This is a genomic window from Streptomyces sp. CWNU-52B, assembly GCF_047444975.1.
Taxonomy (GTDB): Bacteria; Actinomycetota; Actinomycetes; order Streptomycetales; family Streptomycetaceae; genus Streptomyces.
In genome coordinates, this window is sequence record NZ_JBLFJV010000060.1 from 47,780 (window position 1) to 68,021 (window position 20,242).

Consider the following 20,242-nt stretch of genomic DNA (forward strand, 5'->3'; position numbering starts at 1 on the left):
AGGTCCTGGTCCGCCTGGGGCTCCGTGACACCGAGAGGCGCGCATGACCTCTGTGCCCACGCCGATCCCCTCCCGCACGCAGTTCGTGCAGGAAGGGATCAAACACCGCATCCTCACCGGCCAGTTGACGCCAGGTCAGGCCCTGGTCGAGACCGAGCTCGCCGCGCAGTTCGGGGTGTCCAAGACTCCGGTGCGCGAGGCGCTCAAGACCCTGGCCGGCACCGGGCTCGTCGTGATGAACCAGTACAAGGGCGTCACGGTGCGCATGGTGGACGCGGACATGGCGCGCGAGGTCTACGACGTGCGGCTGCTCCTGGAGCCGGAGGCGCTGCGGCGCTCCGTGCGGCGCGGCTCCTCTCTCGACACGGCCCGCGAGGCGCTCGAACGCGCCGACGCCGCCACCGACACCGCCCAACGGTCGCTCGCCAACCGCGAGTTCCACCGCTCCCTGTACGTCCGCTGCGGCAACCCCCTGCTCGGCCGGATGCTCGACGAGGTACGGGACCAGGCCGCCCTGGTCTCCGCGGTCGCCTGGGCCGCCAACCCGTCCTGGGAGCGCGAGGCCACCGAGCACCGGGAGATCCTGCGGCTCGCCCTCGAAGGCGACTCGGACGGCGCGGCACGCGCCCTGCACTCGCACATCGCCTCGTTCGTGCAACGGGCCTTCCCCGAGGCCCAGGGAAAGGGTGAGCAGGAATGACCGCGACCACGACCACGTTCGAGGCCCAACGGGCCGCCCTCGCCGACGTGGTGGCGATCCCCGTGACCCCGTTCGCGGCGGACGGCTCCATCGACCGGGACGTGCACCGCGCGCTGCTGCGCCGGGTGCTCGACGGGGGCGTACGCACCCTGACGCCGAACGGCAACACCGGCGAGTTCTACGCCCTCAGCCCCGAAGAGCGGCGTCTGGTCACGGAGTTGACCATCGACGAGGCGGGGGACCGGGCGACGATCCTGGTCGGGGTGGGGCACGACCTGCCGACCGCCGTCGCCTCCGCCCGCCACGCCCGCGAGCTGGGTGCCCAGATGGTGATGGTCCATCAGCCGGTGCACCCGTACGTGTCGGAGGGAGGCTGGGTCGACTACCACCGGGCCATCGCGGAGGCCGTCCCCGAGCTGGGTGTGGTGCCCTACATCCGCAATCCGGTGCTGGCCGGCGCCCGGCTCGCCCAACTGGCCGACGCCTGCCCGAACGTCATCGGCGTGAAGTACGCCGTGCCGGACGCCGCCCGCTTCGCCGCCTTCGCGCGGGACGCCGGGCTGGAACGCTTCGTGTGGGTGGCCGGTCTCGCGGAGCCGTACGCGCCCTCGTACTTCTCGGCGGGCGCCACCGGTTTCACCTCCGGCCTGGTGAACGTCGCCCCGGCCGTTTCGCTGAACATGATCGAAGCGCTTCGATCCGGTGACTACGCGGGCGCCATGAAGGTCTGGGGGCACATCCGCCGCTTCGAGGAACTGCGCGCGGCGGGCGGCTCCGCCAACAACGTGACGGTCGTCAAGGAGGCCCTGGCCTCGCTCGGCCTGTGCCGCCGGGACGTCCGCCCGCCGAGCAAGGAGCTGCCCGAGTCCGAACGCGCGGAGGTCGCCGCCATCGCCGCGGGGTGGTCCATATGACCGACGTCAGCCAGGCGGCGGCAGCACCCTCCGGAGAGGGCCAGGGCCCGCACGCGCCAAGGCAGTTGCGCAGTCACCAGTGGTACGGCACCGAGGGCCTGCGCTCCTTCAGCCACCGGGCCCGCACCCGTCAGCTCGGCTACCTCCCCGAGGAACACCTCGGCAAGCCGGTCATCGCGATCCTCAACACCTGGTCGGACATCAACCCCTGCCACGTCCACCTCAGGGACCGCGCCCAGGCGGTCAAGCGGGGCGTGTGGCAGGCCGGCGGCTTCCCGCTGGAGTTCCCGGTGTCCACGCTCAGCGAGACCTTCCAGAAGCCGACCCCGATGCTCTACCGCAACATGCTCGCGATGGAGACCGAGGAACTGCTCAGGTCCTACCCCGTGGACGGGGCCGTCCTCATGGGCGGCTGCGACAAGTCCACGCCCGCGCTGCTCATGGGCGCCGCGTCCGTCGACCTGCCGACCGTGTTCGTGCCGGCCGGGCCCATGCTGCCGGGCCACTGGCGCGACGAGATCCTCGGCTCCGGCACCGACATGTGGAAGTACTGGGACGACAAGCGCGCCGGACTCATCGGCGACTGCGAGATGACCGAGCTGGAGAGCGGCCTCGCGCGCTCGCCCGGCCACTGCATGACCATGGGTACGGCGTCCACGCTCACCGCGGCGGCCGAGGCGCTCGGGGTCACCGTGCCCGGCGCCTCCAGCATCCCCGCGGTGGACTCCGGGCACGACCGGATGGCCGCCGCCTCGGGGCTCAGGATCGTCGAACTCGTCCGGCGGGACCGCAAGTTGTCGGACATCCTCACCCAGGACGCCTTCGAGGACGCCGTGACGACCGTCCTGGGACTCGGCGGTTCCACCAACGCCGTGATCCACCTCATCGCCATGGCCGGGCGCGCCGGAGCCCGGCTCACCCTCGACGACTTCGACCGGATCGCCCGCACGGTGCCGGTGCTGGCCGACGTACGGCCCGGCGGCCGGACGTACCTCATGGAGGACTTCCACTTCGCCGGCGGACTGCCCGGCTTCCTGTCGCGCATCACCGACCTGCTGCACCTGGACCGGCCGACCGTCTCCCACGACACCCTGCGCGAGCAACTGGCCCCCGCGCGGGTGCACAACGACAAGGTCATCCGCACCCGGGACAACCCCGTCGCCGCCGAGGGGGGCGTCGCCGTCCTGCGCGGCAACCTCTGCCCCGACGGCGCGGTCATCAAGCACATCTCCGCCGAGCCGCACCTGCTCGGACACACCGGTCCAGCGGTCGTCTTCGACGACTACAGGACCATGCAACGCACCATCAACGACCCGGAGTTGGGCATCACCGCCGACACCGTCCTCGTGCTGCGCAACGCGGGGCCCAAGGGCGGCCCCGGGATGCCCGAGTACGGGATGCTGCCGATCCCCGACCACCTGCTGAAGCAGGGCGTACGGGACATGGTGCGGATCTCCGACGCCCGGATGAGCGGTACGAGTTACGGCGCCTGTGTGCTGCACGTGGCGCCCGAGTCGTACATCGGCGGGCCGCTCGCGCTGGTCCGCACCGGCGACACCATCACGCTCGACGTCGAGGCGCGCATGCTCCGACTGAACGTGGACGACGAGGAGTTGGCGCGGCGCCGGGCGCAGTGGACGCCGCCGCCCGAGCGCTACGAGCGGGGCTACGGCGCGCTCTACAACGACCAGATCACCCAGGCCGACACCGGCTGCGACTTCACCTTCCTGGCCCGGCCGGGCCAGGTGCCTGACCCGTACGCGGGCTGATTCGCAACCCCCGGTCTCCATCCGTACCGCCCCTGAGCCGTGCGCCTCGCGGCCGGGACTCCGCACACCGTACGTGAAAGCGCTTGCCATCAAGATCGCTCAGGATTGCTCACTCTCAGGATCGCGCGCCCGTACCACCGGCTCGACCCGCACACCCGAGAACGGAGAACAGTCATGGCCCAAGCCGCAGCCGTGGCGAAGCAGCCCGCGCCACCCCGGCGGCGCCGTGGCTCGGCGACGCCTCGCAGGCTCCCGTATCTGCTGATCGCCCCGGCGGGACTGCTGATGCTGGGCTTCATCGCCTACCCGGTGCTCAGCGTCTTCTACTACAGCCTGCAGAACTACAACCCCACCAAACCGTGGCGCAACGGCTTCGCGGGTTTCGACAACTTCGTGCACGCCTTCACCGAGGACCCGCAGTTCTGGGACACGCTGGTCTTCAGCGCCAAGTGGGTCGTCGTCGAGGTGGGGCTCCAGCTGCTGTTCGGGCTGGCGCTCGCGCTGATCGTCAACCAGACCTTCGTGGGCCGCTCGCTCGGCCGCGCCATGGTCTTCTCGCCCTGGGCCGTCTCCGGCGTGCTCACCTCCGCGATCTGGGTGCTGCTCTACAACTCCCAGACGGGCATCACCCGTTACCTCGCGGACCTGGGCATCGGGGAGTACGGCACGAGCTGGCTCTCCGACACCTCGACGGTCTTCCCCGCGGCGGTGGTCGCCGACCTCTGGCGCGGGGTGCCCTTCTTCGCGATCCTCATCCTCGCCGACCTCCAGTCCGTGTCGAAGGACCTCTACGAGGCCGCCGAGGTCGACGGCGCCAGCCGCTTCCGGCAGTTCCTGCACATCACCCTGCCGCACCTCAAGGACGCGATCATCCTCTCCACGCTGCTGCGCGCGGTGTGGGAGTTCAACAACGTCGACCTGCTCTACACGCTGACCGGCGGCGGACCGGCGGGGGAGACGACGACACTGCCGCTCTACATCGCCAACACCAGTGTCGACGCGCACAACTTCGGCTACGCCTCGGCCCTGACCACCGTCGCGTTCGTGATCCTCCTCTTCTGCTCGGTGGTCTATCTGCGGCTGAGCAAGTTCGGAGTGGGTGGGGACAAGTGATCACCAAGGACATCGACACCGTCGCCCCGGCCATGCCGACGCCGGTGGCCGACGAGCCGCCGCGGCGCCCGGGGAAGAGCAGGCGCGCCTGGGACGAGGCCCCGCGCTGGCAGATCTACCTTCCGCTCGGCATCTACCTGCTCTTCACCCTCGTCCCGTTCTACTGGATCCTGCTCTTCGCCCTGCGCGAGCCGGGATCGAGCTCGCTCGTGCCCTGGCCCATGACGTTCGAGCACTTCGACAAGGTGTGGAACGAGCGGAGCTTCGGCACGTACTTCGAGAACAGTGTCTATGTCGGCGTCGCCACGCTCCTGATGACCACGGTCGTCGCGCTGGCCGGCGGCTACGCCCTCGCCCGCTTCGACTTCAAGATCAAGCGTGCCTTCATGCTGGCGCTGCTCTGCTCGCAGTTCGTGCCGGGCGCGCTGCTCATGGTGCCGCTGTTCCAGATCTTCGCCGAGCTGCAGATGATCAACTCGCTGAGCAGCGTCATCATCGCCGAGACCGTCCTGCAGCTGCCGCTGTCGATGATCCTGATCAGCGGCTTCATCCGGAACGTGCCGTACTCCCTCGAAGAGGCCGCCTGGGTCGACGGCTGCGACCGCTTCACCGGCTTCCGGGTGGTCGTCCTGCCGCTGCTGCGGCCCGGACTGATCGCGGTCGGCTCCTTCGCCTTCGTGCACTCCTGGAACCACTTCCTGTTCGCCCTGATGTTCCTCAGCGACCAGGAGAAGCAGACGATCCCCGTCGGCCTCAACAGCCTGATGAGCGCCGACAGCGTCGACCTGGGCGCGCTCGCCGCCGGCGGCATCATCGCGGCCGTGCCCGTCGTGATCGTGTTCGCCTTCATCCAGAAGTGGCTGATCACGGGCTTCAGCGCCGGGGCGGTGAAGGGATGAGGGAAGGCAGGACAGGAAAGTCCCCGCTCTCGTACGAAGCTCCCCTTCCCCTCGTCCTCGCGGGCGCCCGCGGTCACGGCCGCTGGCACCTGGAGAACATCGGCCGCCTCCAGGCCGCGGGCCTGGTACGCCTCGCGGGAATCTGCGAACTGACCCCGCTCACGGAGGAGGAGCTGGGGGGTTTCTCCGGGCGGACCGGGGCGGCCGAGCGTGGTGGGCCGGTCGAAGGCGGTGGGGTTCCGGAGCAGTCCGATGACTTCGGGGGCCTGCTGGATTCCACCGGTGCCGTGATCGCCGTGATCTGCACACCGATCCCGACCCACACCGACCTGGCCCTCACGGCCGCAGCCAGGGGCGTCCACCTGCTGCTCGAAAAGCCGCCGGCCCCGTCGTACGCCGAGTTCCGCCGGATGGCCGACGGGGTCGCGCGGGCCGGGGTGGTCTGTCAGATCGGCTTCCAGTCGATGGGCTCGCACGCCGTGCCCGCGATCCGGGAGCTCGTCGCGCAGGGCACGGTCGGCCGGGTGAGCGGCATCGGCGGCGCCGGGGCCTGGGGCCGCCCCGAGTCGTACTACCGCCGCGCGCCCTGGGCCGGGCGGCGCCGGATGGCCGGGGCGGACGTCGTCGACGGCGTCCTGACGAACCCCCTCGCCCACGCCGTGGCCACCGCGCTCGCGCTCGACGGCGCCACCCGCGCCGAGGACGTCGCCGGCATCGAGACCGAGCTGCTGCGCGCCAACGACATCGAGTCCGACGACACCTCCTGCGTCCGCGTCACCACCGCGACCGGCCGCCGGATCACCGTCGCCGCGACCCTGTGCGCCGAACACCCCGACGAGCCGTACGTCCTCGTGCACGGCACCGGCGGCCGGATCACCTTCTGGTACAAGCAGGACCGCGTCCTCGTCCAGCGCCCGGGACACGGCCCGCGGGAGTTCACGTACGGCAGGACCGATCTGCTGGAGAACCTGGTCGAGCATCTGCGGGGCCGCGCCGAACTGCTGGTCGCACCCGACGAGACGGGCGCCTTCATGAAGGTCGTTGAAGCGATTCGACAGGCACCGGACCCGGTCGCGCTGCCCGGCGACGCCTGGCACCTCGACGCCGGCGAACACCGCCGGATCGTGCCCGGGGTCGACGCGCTCGTCGTCGCCGCCGCCGACACCCTGGCCCTCTACTCCGAACTGGGCGCCTCGTGGGCACTCCCGAAAGAGGTGAGCACCTGATGAACAACGAGTCGCTGGTCCTGCGCGTCGCGGGCCGCCCGGTCGGCCGTTACGTCACCCGGCCCGAACTGGCGCCCAAGCTGTCCCCGCGCCCCTACCTGCACCCCGTCACCACCCTGGCCGGCACGGCTGTCACCGAACTCAGCCCCGCCGACCATCTCCATCACCTCGGCGTCGGTGTCGCCGTTCCCGACGTCGAGGGGCACAACTTCTGGGGCGGCCGCACCTATGTACGCGACCGGGGGCCGACCGAGCTGGACAACCACGGCGCCCAGCGGCACGCCGCGTTCCAGCTGCGCGACCCCGACGGCTTCGTGGAGGAGCTGCGCTGGGTCGCCGCCGGGGCCGAGCTGCTGCGTGAGCGGCGTACCGTCGCGGCGACCGAACTGACCGACAGCGCCTGGGCGTTGGACTTCACCTTCTCACTCACCAACACCACCTCCGAGCACCTGTCGATCGGCAGCCCGGCGACCAACGGCCGGCCCGGCGCGGCCTACGGCGGCTTCTTCTGGCGGGCCCGCAAGGAGGCCGAGCCGCCCGCCGTGTTCACCGCCGGCACCGAGGGCGAGCACGCGGTGCACGGCACCCGGGCCGGCTGGGTGGCGCTCGCGGGGGCCGCCTGGACGCTGGTGTTCGCCGGGGCCACGGACCGGACCCGCCGCGACCCCTGGTTCGTGCGCACCACCGAGTACCCGGGCATCGGCTCGTCGCTCGCCCACGAGGAGCGGCTGCCCGTCCCGGCCGGGGAGACCGTCGTACGCCGGGTCGTCACCGTGGTCGCCGACGGCCGCCTCGAACGGGGCGAGGCGGCGGCGCTCGTCCGCAAGGCGGTGAGCCCGTGAACAGCCGGCACACACCCGACGTCCCCGCCACCCCCTCAGTCCCCGCCACCCCCTCAGTCCCCGTGGCCCCCGGAGCCGGCGGCCGCCAGGGCGCACGGGCCTTCAGCGCCGACCTCGGCGACGGCACCTACCGCAACCCGGTCCTGAACGCCGACTGGTCCGACCCCGATCTGCTGCGCGTCGGCGACGACTACTACCTGACCGCCTCCAGCTTCGGCCGGGCCCCGGGCCTGCCGCTGCTGCACTCCCGCGACCTGGTCAACTGGACCCTCGTCGGACACGCCCTCCAACGCCTGGAGCCCGCACGGGACTTCGCGAAGCCGCGGCACGACTGCGGTGTCTGGGCACCCTCGTTACGGCACCACGACGACCGGTACTGGATCTTCTGGGGCGACCCCGACCACGGTGTCTACCAGGTCAACGCCCCCGAGATACGCGGCCCTTGGACCCGGCCCCACCTCGTCAAGGAGGGCAGGGGACTCATCGACGCCTGCCCCCTGTGGGACGAGGAGAGCGGCGAGGCGTACCTCGTGCACGGCTGGGCCAGGTCCCGCTCCGGCATCAAGAACCGGCTCACCGGCCACCGGATGCGGCCCGACGGCACCGGGCTGCTCGACGAGGGCAAGCTGATCGTGGACGGCGACCGCATCCCCGGCTGGTTCACGCTCGAAGGGCCGAAGCTCTACCGCCACGACGGCTGGTTCTGGATCTTCGCCCCCGCGGGCGGCGTCGCGACCGGCTGGCAGGGCGCGCTCCGCTCACGCGGGTTCTTCGGACCGTACGAGGAGAGGGTCGTCCTCGAACAGGGCGACACCGACGTCAACGGCCCCCCCCAGGACGGCTGGGCGACCCAGCACTCCGGCGACGGACTGCGGCTGAGCTGCGTACGGACCGCGGACGCGCACGATCTGCGCAAGCTGCCGAGCGTGCTCACCCAGCGGCTGCCCGGGGCACCCTGCGCCGTCGAGGTCGAACTGCGGCTCGACGCCGAGGAGCCGGGCGCGCGGGCCGGACTCGCCGTGCTGGGCGACGCGTTCAGCTGGATCGGGCTCGAACGGGGGGCCGACGGGACGGTCCACCTCGTGCACCGGTTCGCGGAGTCCGTCGCCGAGCGGGAACGGGACGCCGCGCATCCGCGGATGGCCCCCGAGGGGCGGGTCCGGCTGCGGATCGAGGCCGGCGCGGGGGCGCGGTGCCGCTTCTTCTTCGACCTGGGGACGGGCTGGGAGTCCTCGGGGCAGGTCTTCGCCGCCACGCCCTGGCGCTGGGTCGGCGCCCTGCTCGGCCTCTTCGGGGCCGCGCCGGCCGGCGCGGGACATGCCGGGGCCGCCACGTTCACGCGGTTCCGCATCACCGCGCCGCCCGCCTGACCGGTCGGACGCCACAGCCTCACAGCCTCACAGCCTCACCGCTCACGGCTTCACAGCCTCACAACTTCACAGCGACACCACCCTCGTTGGATCCAGAAGAAGAGAGCCGATGATGAAGAGCAGCATTCGCAGGAGCAGCAGAGGAGCGCGCCGCTCCGTCACCGCCGTCGCCGTGGGCGCCGTACTCGCCCTGACCGCCACCGCCTGCGGTGACGACGGCAGCGGTTCCTCGGGCGACAAGGGCGCCGAGGGCAGCGGCAAGGGCGAGATCACCTTCTGGGACAACAACGGCGGTGTGCGCACCGACATCTGGAAGGAGATCATCTCCGACTTCGAGAAGGCGAACCCGGACATCGACGTCAAGTACGTCCCGATCGCCGCCACCGAGTACCAGTCCAAGGTCGACACCTCCATCCAGGCCGACGGCCTGCCGGACGTCGGCGGTGTCGGCGCGGCGATGCTCGCGGGCTTCGCCGCGCAGAACGCGCTGGAGCCGCTGGACGACCGCCTCGCGAAGTCCTCCCTGAAGGGCAAGCTCAACGAGGACATGGTCACGTCGCTGAAGGCCGCGGGCGGCGGCGACGGCACGCTGTACTCGGTCCCGACCTCCGCCAACAACGGTGTCCTCTACTACCGCACGGACCTGTTCGACAAGGCGGGCCTGGACGCGCCGACCACCTGGGACAAGTTCTACGAGGCCGCCGACAAGCTCACCGACAAGGACAAGAACGCCTTCGGCTACACGATCCGCGGTGGCGCGGGCTCCATCGCGCAGGCGCTGGACGCGATGTACGGGCAGTCCGGCATCACCTCCTTCTGGGACTCGGGCAACGAGAAGACCACCGTCGACGACCCGAAGAACGTGGCGGGCCTGGAGAAGTACGTGGGCCTCTTCAAGAAGGTCACCCCGGCCGCCGACCTCAACAACGACTTCACCAAGATGGTCGCCCAGTGGGACTCCGGCACGATCGGCATGCTCAACCACAACCTGGGCTCCTACCAAGACCACGTGAAGGCGTTCGGCGCCGACAGGTTCCGCGGCATTCCGCAGCCGGTGGGCCCCGGCGGGAAGCGGGTCCAGGTCTCCAACCCCGTCGACGGGCTGGGCGTGTTCAAGACCTCCAAGAACAAGGAGGCCGCCTGGAAGTTCATCGAGTTCGCCACCGGAAAGGCGGAGAACTCCAAGTTCAACGAGTCCGCGGGGCAGGTGCCGTCGAACAACGACGCCGGGAAGGACGCGTGGGTCTCCGAGGCCGAGCCGACCAAGCTCGCCGCCGAGGCGCTGACCGACGGTTCGACCACGATCGTGCAGCTGCCGTACTACCTGCCCGACTGGAACACCATCTCGAAGACCGACAACGAGCCGGCGTTCCAGAAGGTCCTGAACGGGTCGCTGAGCGCGAAGGACTTCCTGAACACCCTGGCCGACCAGCTCAACAAGGCCCAGGCGGAGTGGAACGAGCAGAAGGGCTAGTCGGTCCGTCGTAGCGGGCCGCAGCGGAGCTGTGGGAACTGCGGGGGAGCCGCGGGGCCGTTGTGGCCCGGCCGCGCGGCTCCCCGCGTCCCACCGCCCCGCCGCCGAGCCGGCCGAGCCGTCCGAGACCGTCCAGCCGTCGAGAGCCAGGTACGTGCACCGGACCCACTGATCCCATCGCCTGAAAGGCACACCGACGTGACCCTCACCCGCAGACAGGTCACCACCGCGGCGCTCGCCGCCGTCCCGCTCGCCGTCGCGGCGACGGGGCCCGCGGTCGCCTCCTCGCCGTCGCCGCGACGGGGGCGCACGCTCTACATCGCCGGTGACTCCACCGCCGCCCAGAAGTACGCCGACGCCGCGCCCGAGACCGGCTGGGGCATGGCGCTTCCGTTCTTCCTCCAGGAGCGCCTGACCGTCGCCAACCACGCCGTGAACGGCCGCAGTTCGAAGAGCTTCATCGACGAAGGGCGGCTGGACGTCGTGCTGGCCGCCGTCCGGCCCGGAGACCTGCTGCTCGTCCAGTTCGGGCACAACGACTCCAAGGCCGACGACCCCACGCGGTACACCGAGCCGTGGACGACGTACCAGGACTACCTCCGTCAGTACGTCGACGGGGCGCGGGCGCGCGGGGCGCGGCCGGTGCTCGCCACGTCCGTGGAGCGGCGGAGGTTCGACGCGGACGGGAACGCGGTGGCGACGCACGGCGACTATCCCGCCGCCGCTCGGGCTCTCGCCGAGGAGGAGGGGGTGGCGTTGCTCGACGTCCAGGCGCTGTCGATCGCGCTCTGGCAGGAACTCGGTGTCGAGGAGACGAAGAAGTACTTCAACTGGACCGACACCGAGCAGGACAACACGCACTTCAATCCGCCGGGGGCGATCGCCGTGGCCCGGATGGTGGCGGGGGAGTCGGTGCGGCGCCGGGTGGTCGGGCCCCGGGACGTCCGGCGGCTCGACGAGGTGATTCCCGAGTCCTGGATCAGCTGGCCTGAGGCCTGAGTGCTCTGAGTGCTCTGACGGTTCGTTCGTACGTGCCGGTCCGTCGTGGTTGGTCGCGCGGTTCCCCGCGCCCCTAAAAGATTGCGCGGTTCCCCGCGCCCCTGAGAGAAGCAGTCGACCCGCTCCCCGCTTGGAAGGAACCCGCACCTATGCGTACTCGTATGTGGCATGCACCTGTCATCGTGTCCGTCGTCGGTTGCACCGCTCTCGTGCTCGGCCTCACCGGGGCCGTCGCCCAGGCCCAGCCCCACGTCCGTGATCTCGGGCGGGAGACCCTCCCCGTCGGGGACGGGTGGGGGTCCGAGGGCAGTGGCACCACGGGCGGTGCCGCCGCCACCGCCGCCCAGGTCCACACCGTCGCCACGTGGGCCGAGTTCAAGGCCGCGCTGGCGGCCGGCGGAGACGCGCCGAAGATCATCAAGGTCGCGGGCGTCATCGATCCGGTCGCCGAGGGGTGTGCCTCCTTCGCCGCTCCGGGGTACGACTTCGACGCCTATCTGGAGAAGTACTCGCCGGAGAACTGGGGTCTGGACACGGATCTGTCCGGGGAGCCCGCCGACAGTCCCGAGGGGCTCCGAGCGGTCTCCGCCGCCAACCAGGACAAGGCCATCAAGGTGAACGTCCCCGCCAACACCACCATCGTCGGTGTCGGCAAGGGCGCCGGGATCAGAGGCGGCAGCCTGCAGATCAAGGGCGTCGACAACGTCATCCTGCGCAACCTCACCGTCGAGGCCCCGCTGGACTGCTTCCCGCAGTGGGACCCGACCGACACGGACACCGGCGCCTGGAACTCCGAGTACGACGCGGTCGTCGTGTACGGCTCCACCCATGTGTGGGTCGACCACAACACCCTGACCGACGGCCGCTACCCGGACAGCACGCTGCCCACCTACTTCGGCCAGACCTACCAGCAGCACGACGGCCTGCTCGACATCGTGCGCGGCGCCAACCACGTGACGGTGTCCTGGAACTCGGTCGAGGACCACGACAAGACCATGCTGATCGGCAACAGCGACAGCGCGGGCGCGGACGACACCGGCAAGCTCAAGGTCACGCTCCACCACAACAAGTTCGAGGGCATCGTCGAGCGGGCGCCGCGGGTCCGCTTCGGGCAGGTCGACTCGTACAACAACCACTTCGTGGTCGACGAGGGGCAGTCGTACGGCTACACCTTCGGCGTCGGCATCTCCTCGCAGCTGTACGCCTCGGACAACGCCTTCTCGCTGCCGGCCGGCGTCAGCGCCGCCAAGACCCTCAAGAAGTGGAGCGAGGCACCGCTCACCGCCGAGAACAACTACGTCAACGGCAGGAAGACCGACCTCATCGCCGTCCACAACGCGGAGATCCCCGCGGAGACCCTCCAGTCGGGCGCCGGGTGGACGCCCACCCTGCGGACGAAGGTCGACTCGCCGCGTGCCGTGCCGGGCATCGTCGACGGCCGCGCGGGCGCCGGGAAGGTCCGCTGACCATGACCTCTCCGACGACGAACAAGACAACCAGCGCGGCGACGACCGGCAGACGGTCCTTCCTGGTCGCGAGTGTCGGGGCCGCGCTCGCGCTGGGGGCCGGCGGTACCGCCCAGGCGCGCGGACGGTCCCCCTTCGGACGGTACGGCTCGCCGTCGCACCGGCTGGACGCGCGGACCCTGTACGTCCACCCCGGCGGCCTCGGCGACCACACCACCGTCCAGGCCGCCGTGAGCGCCGCGGGCGGGGGCGAGGGCGGCGGACACACCCTGGTCATCGCCCCGGGCACCTACCGCGAGACGGTCGCCGTCGACGCCACCCGTACGGAGCTGACCTGGCTCGGCGCCTCCGGGGACGCCCGTGACGTGGTGATCGTGTACAACAACGCCAACGGGACGCCGAAGCCCGACGGCTCCGGTACCTACGGCACCACCGGGTCCGCCACCACGACCGTGCAGGCCGACGGGTTCACCGCCCGCGACATCACCTTCGCCAACGACTGGCTGCGCGCCGACCATCCCGAGATCACCGGCACCCAGGCCGTCGCCGTCAAGGTGCAGGGCGACCGGTCGGCCTTCCTCCGCTGCCGGTTCCTCGGCCACCAGGACACGCTGTACGCCGACTCCCTCGCGCTCGGCGTCTTCGCCCGGCAGTACTTCGCGCACTGTTACGCCGAGGGGGACGTGGACTTCGTGTTCGGGCGGGCCACCGCCGTGTTCGAGCACTGCCACTTCCGCACCCTGAAGCGGACGGACCTCACCGGGGCCCCGTACGGCTTCGTCTTCGCGCCCTCCACCGCCCTCGCCAATCCGCGCGGGTACCTCGTGACGGACAGCCGCGTGACGAGCGAAGCCCCGGACGCCTTCTACAAGCTGGCCCGGCCCTGGGTGCCGGGGTCCGACACCACCGCCCGGCCCATGCTCACCGTGCGCGAGAGCCGCCTCGGAGCCGGGATCGACGCGGTGCAGCCGTACACCAACATGTCGGAGACCTATCCGTGGCAGAGCCAGCGGTTCGCCGAGTACCGCAACAGCGGTCCGGGCGCCGCGATCACCGTCCCCGCGAACCGGCCCCAGCTCACGCGCGCCGAGGCGGCGGCACACACCCGCCGGACGTACCTCGGTGACTGGGCTCCCTGGAAGGAGGGCTGAGATGCGACGGCGCACCCTGCTCGCGGGGGCGGTCGGCACTGCCGGCGCCTTCGGGGCCTTCGGCGCTCCGGCGGCGGCCGGTGCGTCCCCGGCCGCCGCGGACCCGCGCCACCGCGTGCTGCACGTCCGTCCCGGTGACTCCGTGCAGGCAGCCGTCGACGCGGTCGACGGGCCGGGCCGGACGATCGTCGTACACCCGGGTATCTACCGGGAAGTCGTCAACATCCCCGTGGAGAAAGGTGACTTGACACTTCTCGGGGCCGGCCGCGACCCGCGCGACGCGGTCATCGTCCACGACAACGCCAACGGGACGCCGAAGCCGGACGGCTCCGGCACCTACGGCACCGCAGGCTCCGCCACCTTCACCTCCGCGGCGCCCGGCCTGACCGTGCGCGGCCTGACGCTCGCCAACGACTGGCTGCGCGCCGACCACCCGGAGATCACCGGGACCCAGGCGGTCGCCGCGTACGTCACCGGGGACCGGTCGCGCTTCGAGCGGGTCCGGTTCCTGGCCCACCAGGACACCCTGTTCGCGGACACCACCGAGCCGGCCTCCTTCGACCGGCAGTACTACCGGGACTGCCATGTCGAGGGTGACGTGGACTTCGTGTTCGGGCGGGCGCGGGCGGTCTTCGAGAGGTGCCGCCTCCACACGCTCGACCGGGACGTGAGCTTCAGGCCGGAGGGCATGGTGTTCGCCCCCGCCACGGCCCGCGCGAATCCCTGCGGCTTCCTCGCCGTGCGGTGCCGGGTCACCTCCGGCGCCGAGGACGGCGCGTACAAGATCGCCCGGCCGTGGGTGCCGTCCTACGAGACGACCGCCTGGCCGTCGCTCGTGGTGCGGGACACCTGGCTGGGGCCGGGCATCGACGCGGTGGAGCCGTACATCGACATGCGCGAGGCGTACCCCTGGCAGACCATGCGCTTTCGCGAGTACGCCAACTCCGGTCCCGGCTCGGTGATCCAGGTGCCGGAGAACCGCCCGCAGCTCACGGCGGCGCAAGCCGCGGCGCACACCCGCAGGACGTATCTCGGGGACTGGAGGCCGTATGAGCGGCGGAGCTGAACGGTCGGTCCCGGGTCACCTGGGCCGACGGTCGCTGGTGGCGGGTGCCGGGACCGCGGCGCTGTTCGGGGCGGCGGGAGCCGGGGCCGCCACGGCACGCGCGGCGGCCGGTACCGCGGCGCCCGCGGCCCAGGTCGCAGGTGTCGTGGAGGGCGGCCTCCCCGACTTCCACCCGCTCCTCAAGGACGAGCTGCGCTTCCCGCTCGCCTGGGGCGCCTCCCCGGTCCGGGACTTCCGGGCCTGGCGGCGGACCGCCCGCTCGAAGGTCGAGGAGCACCTGCTCGTCGAGCGGGACAACACCCCGTTCGAGCCGTCGTACGAACGGGGAGAGGCGGCCGAGGCCGGTGGAGGCGGATACACCCGGGAGTCGGTGACCCTCTCCCTCACCCGGTACGAGCGGGTCCGCGGCGCCCTGCTGACCCCGCACGGCACCGGGCCCTTCCCCGCGGTCCTGCTGCTCCACGACCACGGCTCCAAGTTCGACATCGGGAAGGAGAAGCTGGTCCGGCCCTGGGACGACGACACGCGCCTGGCCTCCGCGCAGGCCTGGGCGGACCGCTACTTCAGCGGACGCTTCGTCGGTGACGAACTGGCCCGGCGCGGATATGTGGTCCTCGCCCTGGACGCGCTCGGCTGGGGCGACCGCGGGCCCGTCACCTACGAGCAACAGCAGGCCCTGGCGAGCAACTTCTTCAACCTGGGCTCCTCGCTCGCCGGGCTGACGGCCCGTGAGGACGTGCGCGCCGCCCGCTTCCTGGCCGGCCTCGACCGCGTGGACCGGCGCAGGGTCGCCGCCGTCGGCTTCTCCATGGGCGCCTTCCGGGCCTGGCAGACGGCCGCCCTCAGTGACGACATCGCGGCGGCGGCGAGCGTGTGCTGGATGACCGGGCTGAAGGAGGTCATGGTGCCCGGCAACAACATCCTGCGCGGTCAGTCGGCCTACTACATGCTCCACCCCGGGCTCGCCCGGCACCTCGACTTCCCCGACGTGGCGGGCATCGCCGCACCCAGGCCGATGCTCTTCTTCCACGGCGCCCAGGACGCGCTGTTCCCCGAGGAAGGGGTCCGGGCGGCGTACGAGAAGCTGCGCGCCGTCTGGCGTTCACAGCGGGCCGGGGAGCGGTTGCGCACCGAGGTCTGGCCCGAGCTGGGCCATGTGTTCACGGCGCCCCAGCAGGACGAGGTCTTCACCTGGCTCGACTCCGTCCTGTGACCGGCGCACTCCCCCTACCGATCCCCATCTCGATCCTCGCCTTCAAGTCCCCATCCCCATCTCCATCCCTATCCCCGCACCACTCCGCGCACCATTCGACGAAAGGACCCCGCACTCATGTCCCGTCGTACCGCGTCCCGTCGTGCACCGTTCCGCCGTTCCGCCCTGTCCCTGGGCGCAGTTCTCGCTCTCGGCGCAGGACTCGCCGTGATCCCCACCCAGGCGCAGGCGGCCACCGTGGTCGTCAGCAACACCACCGACCTGTCCAACGCCATCAAGAACGCCACCGCCGGCACGGTCATCCAGGTGCGCGCCGGCACCTACTACCCGACGGCGACCCTGCAGTCGACCGCCAACGGCACCTCGTCCAGCCGCGTCTACCTCCAGCCCTACGGCTCCGAGACCGTGAAGATCGACGGCTCGAACCTCCCCGACGGCGACTGGATCTTCAAGCTCACCGCCGACTACTGGACGGTCTCGGGCATCACCTTCCAGAACTCGCCGGACAGCGCGGTCGTCTGCCAGTCGTGCGCCTCGACGGTCTGGGAGAACATCAAGACGATCAACGGCGGCGACTCCGGTTTCACCCTCACCGGAGACAGCACCACCAACAACACCGTCCGGAACATCGACTCCTACGGCAACTACGACGCCGCCACCCACGGGGAGAACGCGGACGGCGTCGCCATCAAGTTCGGCTCCGGCAGCGGCAACCTGGTCACCGGGGCCCGCCTCTACAACAACTCCGACGACGGGCTGGACTTCTGGTCGTTCTCGTCGCCGGTCACCATCGAACACACCTGGGCGTTCGGGAACGGCAAGAACCGCTGGTCCGACTCGTCGTTCGCGGGTGACGGCAACGGCTACAAGCTCGGCGGCGACGGCGAGGTGGTGGCCCACGTCATCAACAACTCGGCGGCCTGGGACAACGCGGGCAACGGCTTCACCGAGAACAGCAACACCGGCGCCATCGTCATCAACCGCACCACCGCCTACGCCAACGCCAAGTGGGGCTACTACTTCGCCACGAGTGCGGCCAGGCTCGGCAAGAACCTGGCCGTGGGCAACGGCTCCGGGACGGTCAGCAAGGGCGGTTCGGTCGTCTCGGCCGGCAACAACTGGGACTCCGGCATCTCCACGCCCGCGTTCCGCTCCACGGACGCCACGACGACGTACAACTCCCGTCAGTCGAACGGCTCGTTGCCGGTGACCACGTTCCTGACCACGGGCAGCACCACGATCGGCGCGACGATGGACTGACCTCCCGGCAACCTTCCCCGGCCCACCAGGCAGCCGGCTCGGCAGGGGAGGGACGCCACCGCAGGGCCCGTACCCTCTCCATCGCCGCGGGCCGGGAGCCGGGAGCCGGGGGAGAGAGGTGCGAACGCCCCTCGTCGGTCGTCACCGGCGAGGGGCGTTCCTCTGTCTGGCCGAGGGGGGCTCAGGCCAGCAGATCTGTGCACCCTGCCGGTTCGGCCGTCCGGCCGTCGGGCTCCGGCGGGGTGTCACTGGTACGTGATGTCAGATGCCGTGTAGTTGCAAGAGGTTCCGTCCGGACCCGAACCGTTCGTGGTCGGTTCGGCACCGGTGTTGTTGCCGATGTACTTCTGGCACGGCACGATCTTCTTGCCGCTGTCGCCGACGACCGTGATGTTCCGCAGGGCCGCGGTGTCGCCGTAGTTGGTGTTGATGCCGACCAGCCGCGAACCCGGTGCGGTCACCTCGACGGTGTTGAAGATCGAGGTGCGCTTGTACTGCGTCGAGCAGTTGCCGCAGGACCGGTACAGGGTCTTGAAGTCCTCGACCGCGAACTTCGAGACGACGAGCTTGCCGCCGCCGTTGTGCTGGAAGACCTTGTCCGCCGCTTTCCTCGCACCGCCGCCGTACACCGTGTAGACGGCCGAGTTGCCGCCCCGGAAGGTCGCGGCGTCCTCGCCGACGTCCTCCCACCAGACGTTCTGCAACGTACAACTGCCCTGGCAGTGGACGCCGTCGGCGCCGGGCTTGCCGATGATGACGTTCTTCAGCGTCGCGCCGTCGGCGAGCTGGAAGATCGGGTCCTGGCCCTCCTCCTGACCGTCACCGGCCAGATCACCGCTGCCGTAGTAGCGCTTCAGGCCGCCGTCCCGGGTGCCCGAGACGGCGATCGTCGCCGAGACGGCCTCGCTGCCGTTGGCGGTCGGCCAGGTGGTGGCGGCGCTCGCCGTCGGCATCAGCGTGCTCGTGAAGAGTGCGGCTCCCGTCAGGGCGAGCGCGGACACACCGCCGACGAGGGCACGCTCGCGGCCGGCTCTGCGACGGTGACGGGCACGTGTACGGGGTTCCATGCGTGAGGTCATGTCCCGGTTCCTTCAGGTGGGGAAAGGCGTTCAGGTGGGGAGAGGTGTTGCGTCTCCATGGTCGCCACCCGGACGGCAGGGGTTGCCGCCCGCCGGAGTTTTCTCGCCCCGAGGCCTACGAGACCTATGAGACCTACGAGCCGTCGTCGTCCTCGTCGGACCCGATGCGCGCGAAGTCCCCCGCCACACCCAGCCCTTCGCCACCGGCACGGGCGGTGACCGTGTAGGCGTCGTCCCCGGCGTCGCGGCCGCCGCGGTCGTGGTCGTACTGGCCGGCGAACACCCATGTGCCCGGCCACACGATGCGGCCCGGCTTGAGCACCCACCGGTACACGAGGAAGCCGTCCTTCTCGGCGACGGACGCCGTGAAGTCGTCCTCGGGAGCGGAGCGCCAGGCACCCGTCGACGTGACCCCGCCGGTCTGACCGACCTTCAACGTCACGGTCAGCGAGGTGAGTTGCTCACGTGTCCGCACGGTCACGTTGCTCTGCGCCCAGAACTCGTTGCTGTGCGGGTCGACCGAGCCGTCCGACCACAGCGGGCCGTCCTCGGTCCGCGCGCCCGCAGACGAGTCGGCCGGGTCCGGCGGGAGCGGGGCGCGGCTCGACGCCCGCTGCTCCGGGGACGGGGACGGGGACGGGGACGGGCTGGGTGCCGGGCTGGGGGTGACCGCCACCGTCTGGTCGGTCGTCTCCTCGGCCCGCACCGCCGACGTGACGGCGTACCCGCCCACCGCGAGCACACCCGCGACCGCGGCGGTGGCACCGACGACACGGAACCAGCTGAGCGGGGACGGGTTCGGGGAGGGGTGCCGCCGGCTCTCCTCGCTCGCCCTGCCGCGCTCGACGCGAGCCAGGATGCGCGCGCGGTCCGGCTCGTACGCCCCGGCCGAGTCCCGCAGCCGGCCCCGCAGTTCGTCGTACCGTTCGTCGTACGGTTCGTGGTGCAGTCCGTGGTGCAGTTCGTGGTGCGGTCCGTCGTGCACGTCCTTCATCGTCCCCTCCCCCCGGTCCCCTCGATCCCGGGGACTTCACCGGTCGCACCGGCCCGCAGCGCAGCCGCGTGCACCCGGGGCGGGGTCTCCGGGGAGCCCAGCAGCCGCTGCAACTCCGCCATTCCCTTGGACGTCTGGCTCTTCACGGTACCCACCGAGACGCCGAGGGCCAGCGCGGTGTCCTTCTCCGAGAGGTCGAAGGAGTGGCGCAGCACGACACACGCCCGCTTGCGGAACGGCAGTCTGCGCAGCGCTTCCTGGACGTCCACGATGCCGGGCACATCCGGATTCTCGGTCCTGTCCTCCCGCTGCGACCAGAACAGGGTGACCCGTCTGCGTTCGCGCACCGCGCTGCGGATCCGGCTGCGGGCCATGTTGGCGACCACGCCGCGCGCGTACGCCACCGGGTGGTCCGCCGCGCGCACCCGGTCCCAGCGGTGCCACAGCGCGAGCAGGGCGTCCGCCGCGAGATCGTCCGCGGTGTCCGACTCGCCGGTCAGCAGATGGGCCAGGCGGGCCAGTTCGGCATAGTGCCGCTCGAAGAAGTCGTGGAACTCCACGGAGGCGGCGTCGTCGACGACAGTGCCCACGGACGACCTCTCCCTGTCGATTCCTCTGCGGTACACCTTGGCGGGCCGAACCCCATTCCGTAACACGATGAAAACCTGAATCCGGTTCAACGCGGGAACAATCCAGCCAGCATCCGC

18 protein-coding genes are annotated in these 20,242 nt (G+C 70.9%); 15 read left to right on the plus strand and 3 right to left on the minus strand.

The genetic code is table 11. The features are described from left to right. Positions 1-43: 43 nt before the first annotated feature. The 15 genes from ACLVWQ_RS38270 (at position 44) to ACLVWQ_RS38340 (ending at position 17,462) form a co-directional block, all read left to right on the plus strand. Positions 44-700 (plus strand): GntR family transcriptional regulator, encoded by a 657-nt coding sequence (locus ACLVWQ_RS38270; RefSeq protein WP_414113918.1) that lies wholly within the window; start codon positions 44-46, stop codon positions 698-700. Further along, entirely contained in the window at positions 697-1,614 is a 918-nt protein-coding gene (locus tag ACLVWQ_RS38275) for a dihydrodipicolinate synthase family protein (RefSeq protein ID WP_414113919.1), read from the plus strand. Before ACLVWQ_RS38270 ends, ACLVWQ_RS38275 begins: the two co-directional genes overlap by 4 nt. Further along, positions 1,611-3,383, plus strand: coding sequence for an L-arabinonate dehydratase (gene araD, locus ACLVWQ_RS38280; RefSeq protein WP_414113920.1), 1,773 nt, complete (start codon positions 1,611-1,613; stop codon positions 3,381-3,383). Before ACLVWQ_RS38275 ends, araD begins: the two co-directional genes overlap by 4 nt. A 174-nt stretch (positions 3,384-3,557) precedes the next feature. Then, complete coding sequence (locus ACLVWQ_RS38285) at positions 3,558-4,496, plus strand: carbohydrate ABC transporter permease (protein WP_414113921.1); 939 nt, start codon at positions 3,558-3,560, stop codon at positions 4,494-4,496. 32 nt (positions 4,497-4,528) lie between these two features. After that, positions 4,529-5,395, plus strand: a complete 867-nt coding sequence (locus tag ACLVWQ_RS38290; RefSeq protein WP_414114030.1) for a carbohydrate ABC transporter permease — start codon at positions 4,529-4,531, stop codon at positions 5,393-5,395. Further along, on the plus strand, positions 5,392-6,621 hold the full coding sequence (locus tag ACLVWQ_RS38295) for a Gfo/Idh/MocA family protein (RefSeq protein ID WP_414113922.1): 1,230 nt from the start codon (positions 5,392-5,394) through the stop codon (positions 6,619-6,621). Before ACLVWQ_RS38290 ends, ACLVWQ_RS38295 begins: the two co-directional genes overlap by 4 nt. Next, the gene (locus ACLVWQ_RS38300) at positions 6,621-7,463 is read left to right on the plus strand and encodes a PmoA family protein (protein WP_414113923.1); all 843 of its coding nucleotides are present in this window, start codon (positions 6,621-6,623) and stop codon (positions 7,461-7,463) included. The genes ACLVWQ_RS38295 and ACLVWQ_RS38300 overlap by 1 nt, the downstream gene beginning before the upstream one ends. 62 nt (positions 7,464-7,525) lie before the next feature. Continuing rightward, a complete protein-coding gene (locus ACLVWQ_RS38305) occupies positions 7,526-8,833 on the plus strand; it encodes a family 43 glycosylhydrolase (RefSeq protein ID WP_414113924.1) in 1,308 nt (435 codons plus the stop codon). A gap of 112 nt (positions 8,834-8,945) precedes the next feature. Next, on the plus strand, positions 8,946-10,307 hold the full coding sequence (locus ACLVWQ_RS38310) for an ABC transporter substrate-binding protein (protein ID WP_414114031.1): 1,362 nt from the start codon (positions 8,946-8,948) through the stop codon (positions 10,305-10,307). Positions 10,308-10,505: 198 nt separating this feature from the next. After that, positions 10,506-11,306, plus strand: coding sequence for a rhamnogalacturonan acetylesterase (locus ACLVWQ_RS38315; RefSeq protein ID WP_414113925.1), 801 nt, complete (start codon positions 10,506-10,508; stop codon positions 11,304-11,306). A gap of 149 nt (positions 11,307-11,455) precedes the next feature. Further along, the gene (locus ACLVWQ_RS38320; RefSeq protein WP_414113926.1) at positions 11,456-12,772 is read left to right on the plus strand and encodes a pectate lyase family protein; all 1,317 of its coding nucleotides are present in this window, start codon (positions 11,456-11,458) and stop codon (positions 12,770-12,772) included. 2 nt (positions 12,773-12,774) lie between these two features. After that, positions 12,775-13,923: a pectinesterase family protein gene (locus tag ACLVWQ_RS38325; RefSeq protein ID WP_414113927.1), complete on the plus strand. Its 1,149-nt coding sequence runs from the start codon at positions 12,775-12,777 to the stop codon at positions 13,921-13,923. Position 13,924: 1 nt separating this feature from the next. Further along, positions 13,925-14,989 carry a pectinesterase family protein gene (locus ACLVWQ_RS38330; protein WP_414113928.1) on the plus strand — a complete coding sequence of 355 codons (1,065 nt, stop codon included), beginning with the start codon at positions 13,925-13,927 and terminating at the stop codon, positions 14,987-14,989. Next, the gene (locus ACLVWQ_RS38335; protein WP_414113929.1) at positions 14,973-16,202 is read left to right on the plus strand and encodes a dienelactone hydrolase family protein; all 1,230 of its coding nucleotides are present in this window, start codon (positions 14,973-14,975) and stop codon (positions 16,200-16,202) included. Before ACLVWQ_RS38330 ends, ACLVWQ_RS38335 begins: the two co-directional genes overlap by 17 nt. A 117-nt stretch (positions 16,203-16,319) precedes the next feature. Continuing rightward, positions 16,320-17,462 (plus strand): right-handed parallel beta-helix repeat-containing protein, encoded by a 1,143-nt coding sequence (locus ACLVWQ_RS38340; RefSeq protein ID WP_414113930.1) that lies wholly within the window; start codon positions 16,320-16,322, stop codon positions 17,460-17,462. 245 nt (positions 17,463-17,707) lie between these two features. Here ACLVWQ_RS38340 and ACLVWQ_RS38345 read toward each other — a convergent pair whose 3' ends face one another. From ACLVWQ_RS38345 to ACLVWQ_RS38355, 3 genes are all read right to left on the minus strand, one after another. Next, positions 17,708-18,541, minus strand: a complete 834-nt coding sequence (locus tag ACLVWQ_RS38345; protein ID WP_414113931.1) for a pectate lyase — start codon at positions 18,539-18,541, stop codon at positions 17,708-17,710. Positions 18,542-18,674: 133 nt separating this feature from the next. Beyond that, entirely contained in the window at positions 18,675-19,535 is an 861-nt protein-coding gene (locus ACLVWQ_RS38350) for a hypothetical protein (protein WP_414113932.1), read from the minus strand. Continuing rightward, positions 19,532-20,125, minus strand: a complete 594-nt coding sequence (locus ACLVWQ_RS38355) for a SigE family RNA polymerase sigma factor (RefSeq protein ID WP_414113933.1) — start codon at positions 20,123-20,125, stop codon at positions 19,532-19,534. The genes ACLVWQ_RS38350 and ACLVWQ_RS38355 overlap by 4 nt, the downstream gene beginning before the upstream one ends. Positions 20,126-20,242: the final 117 nt, after the last annotated feature.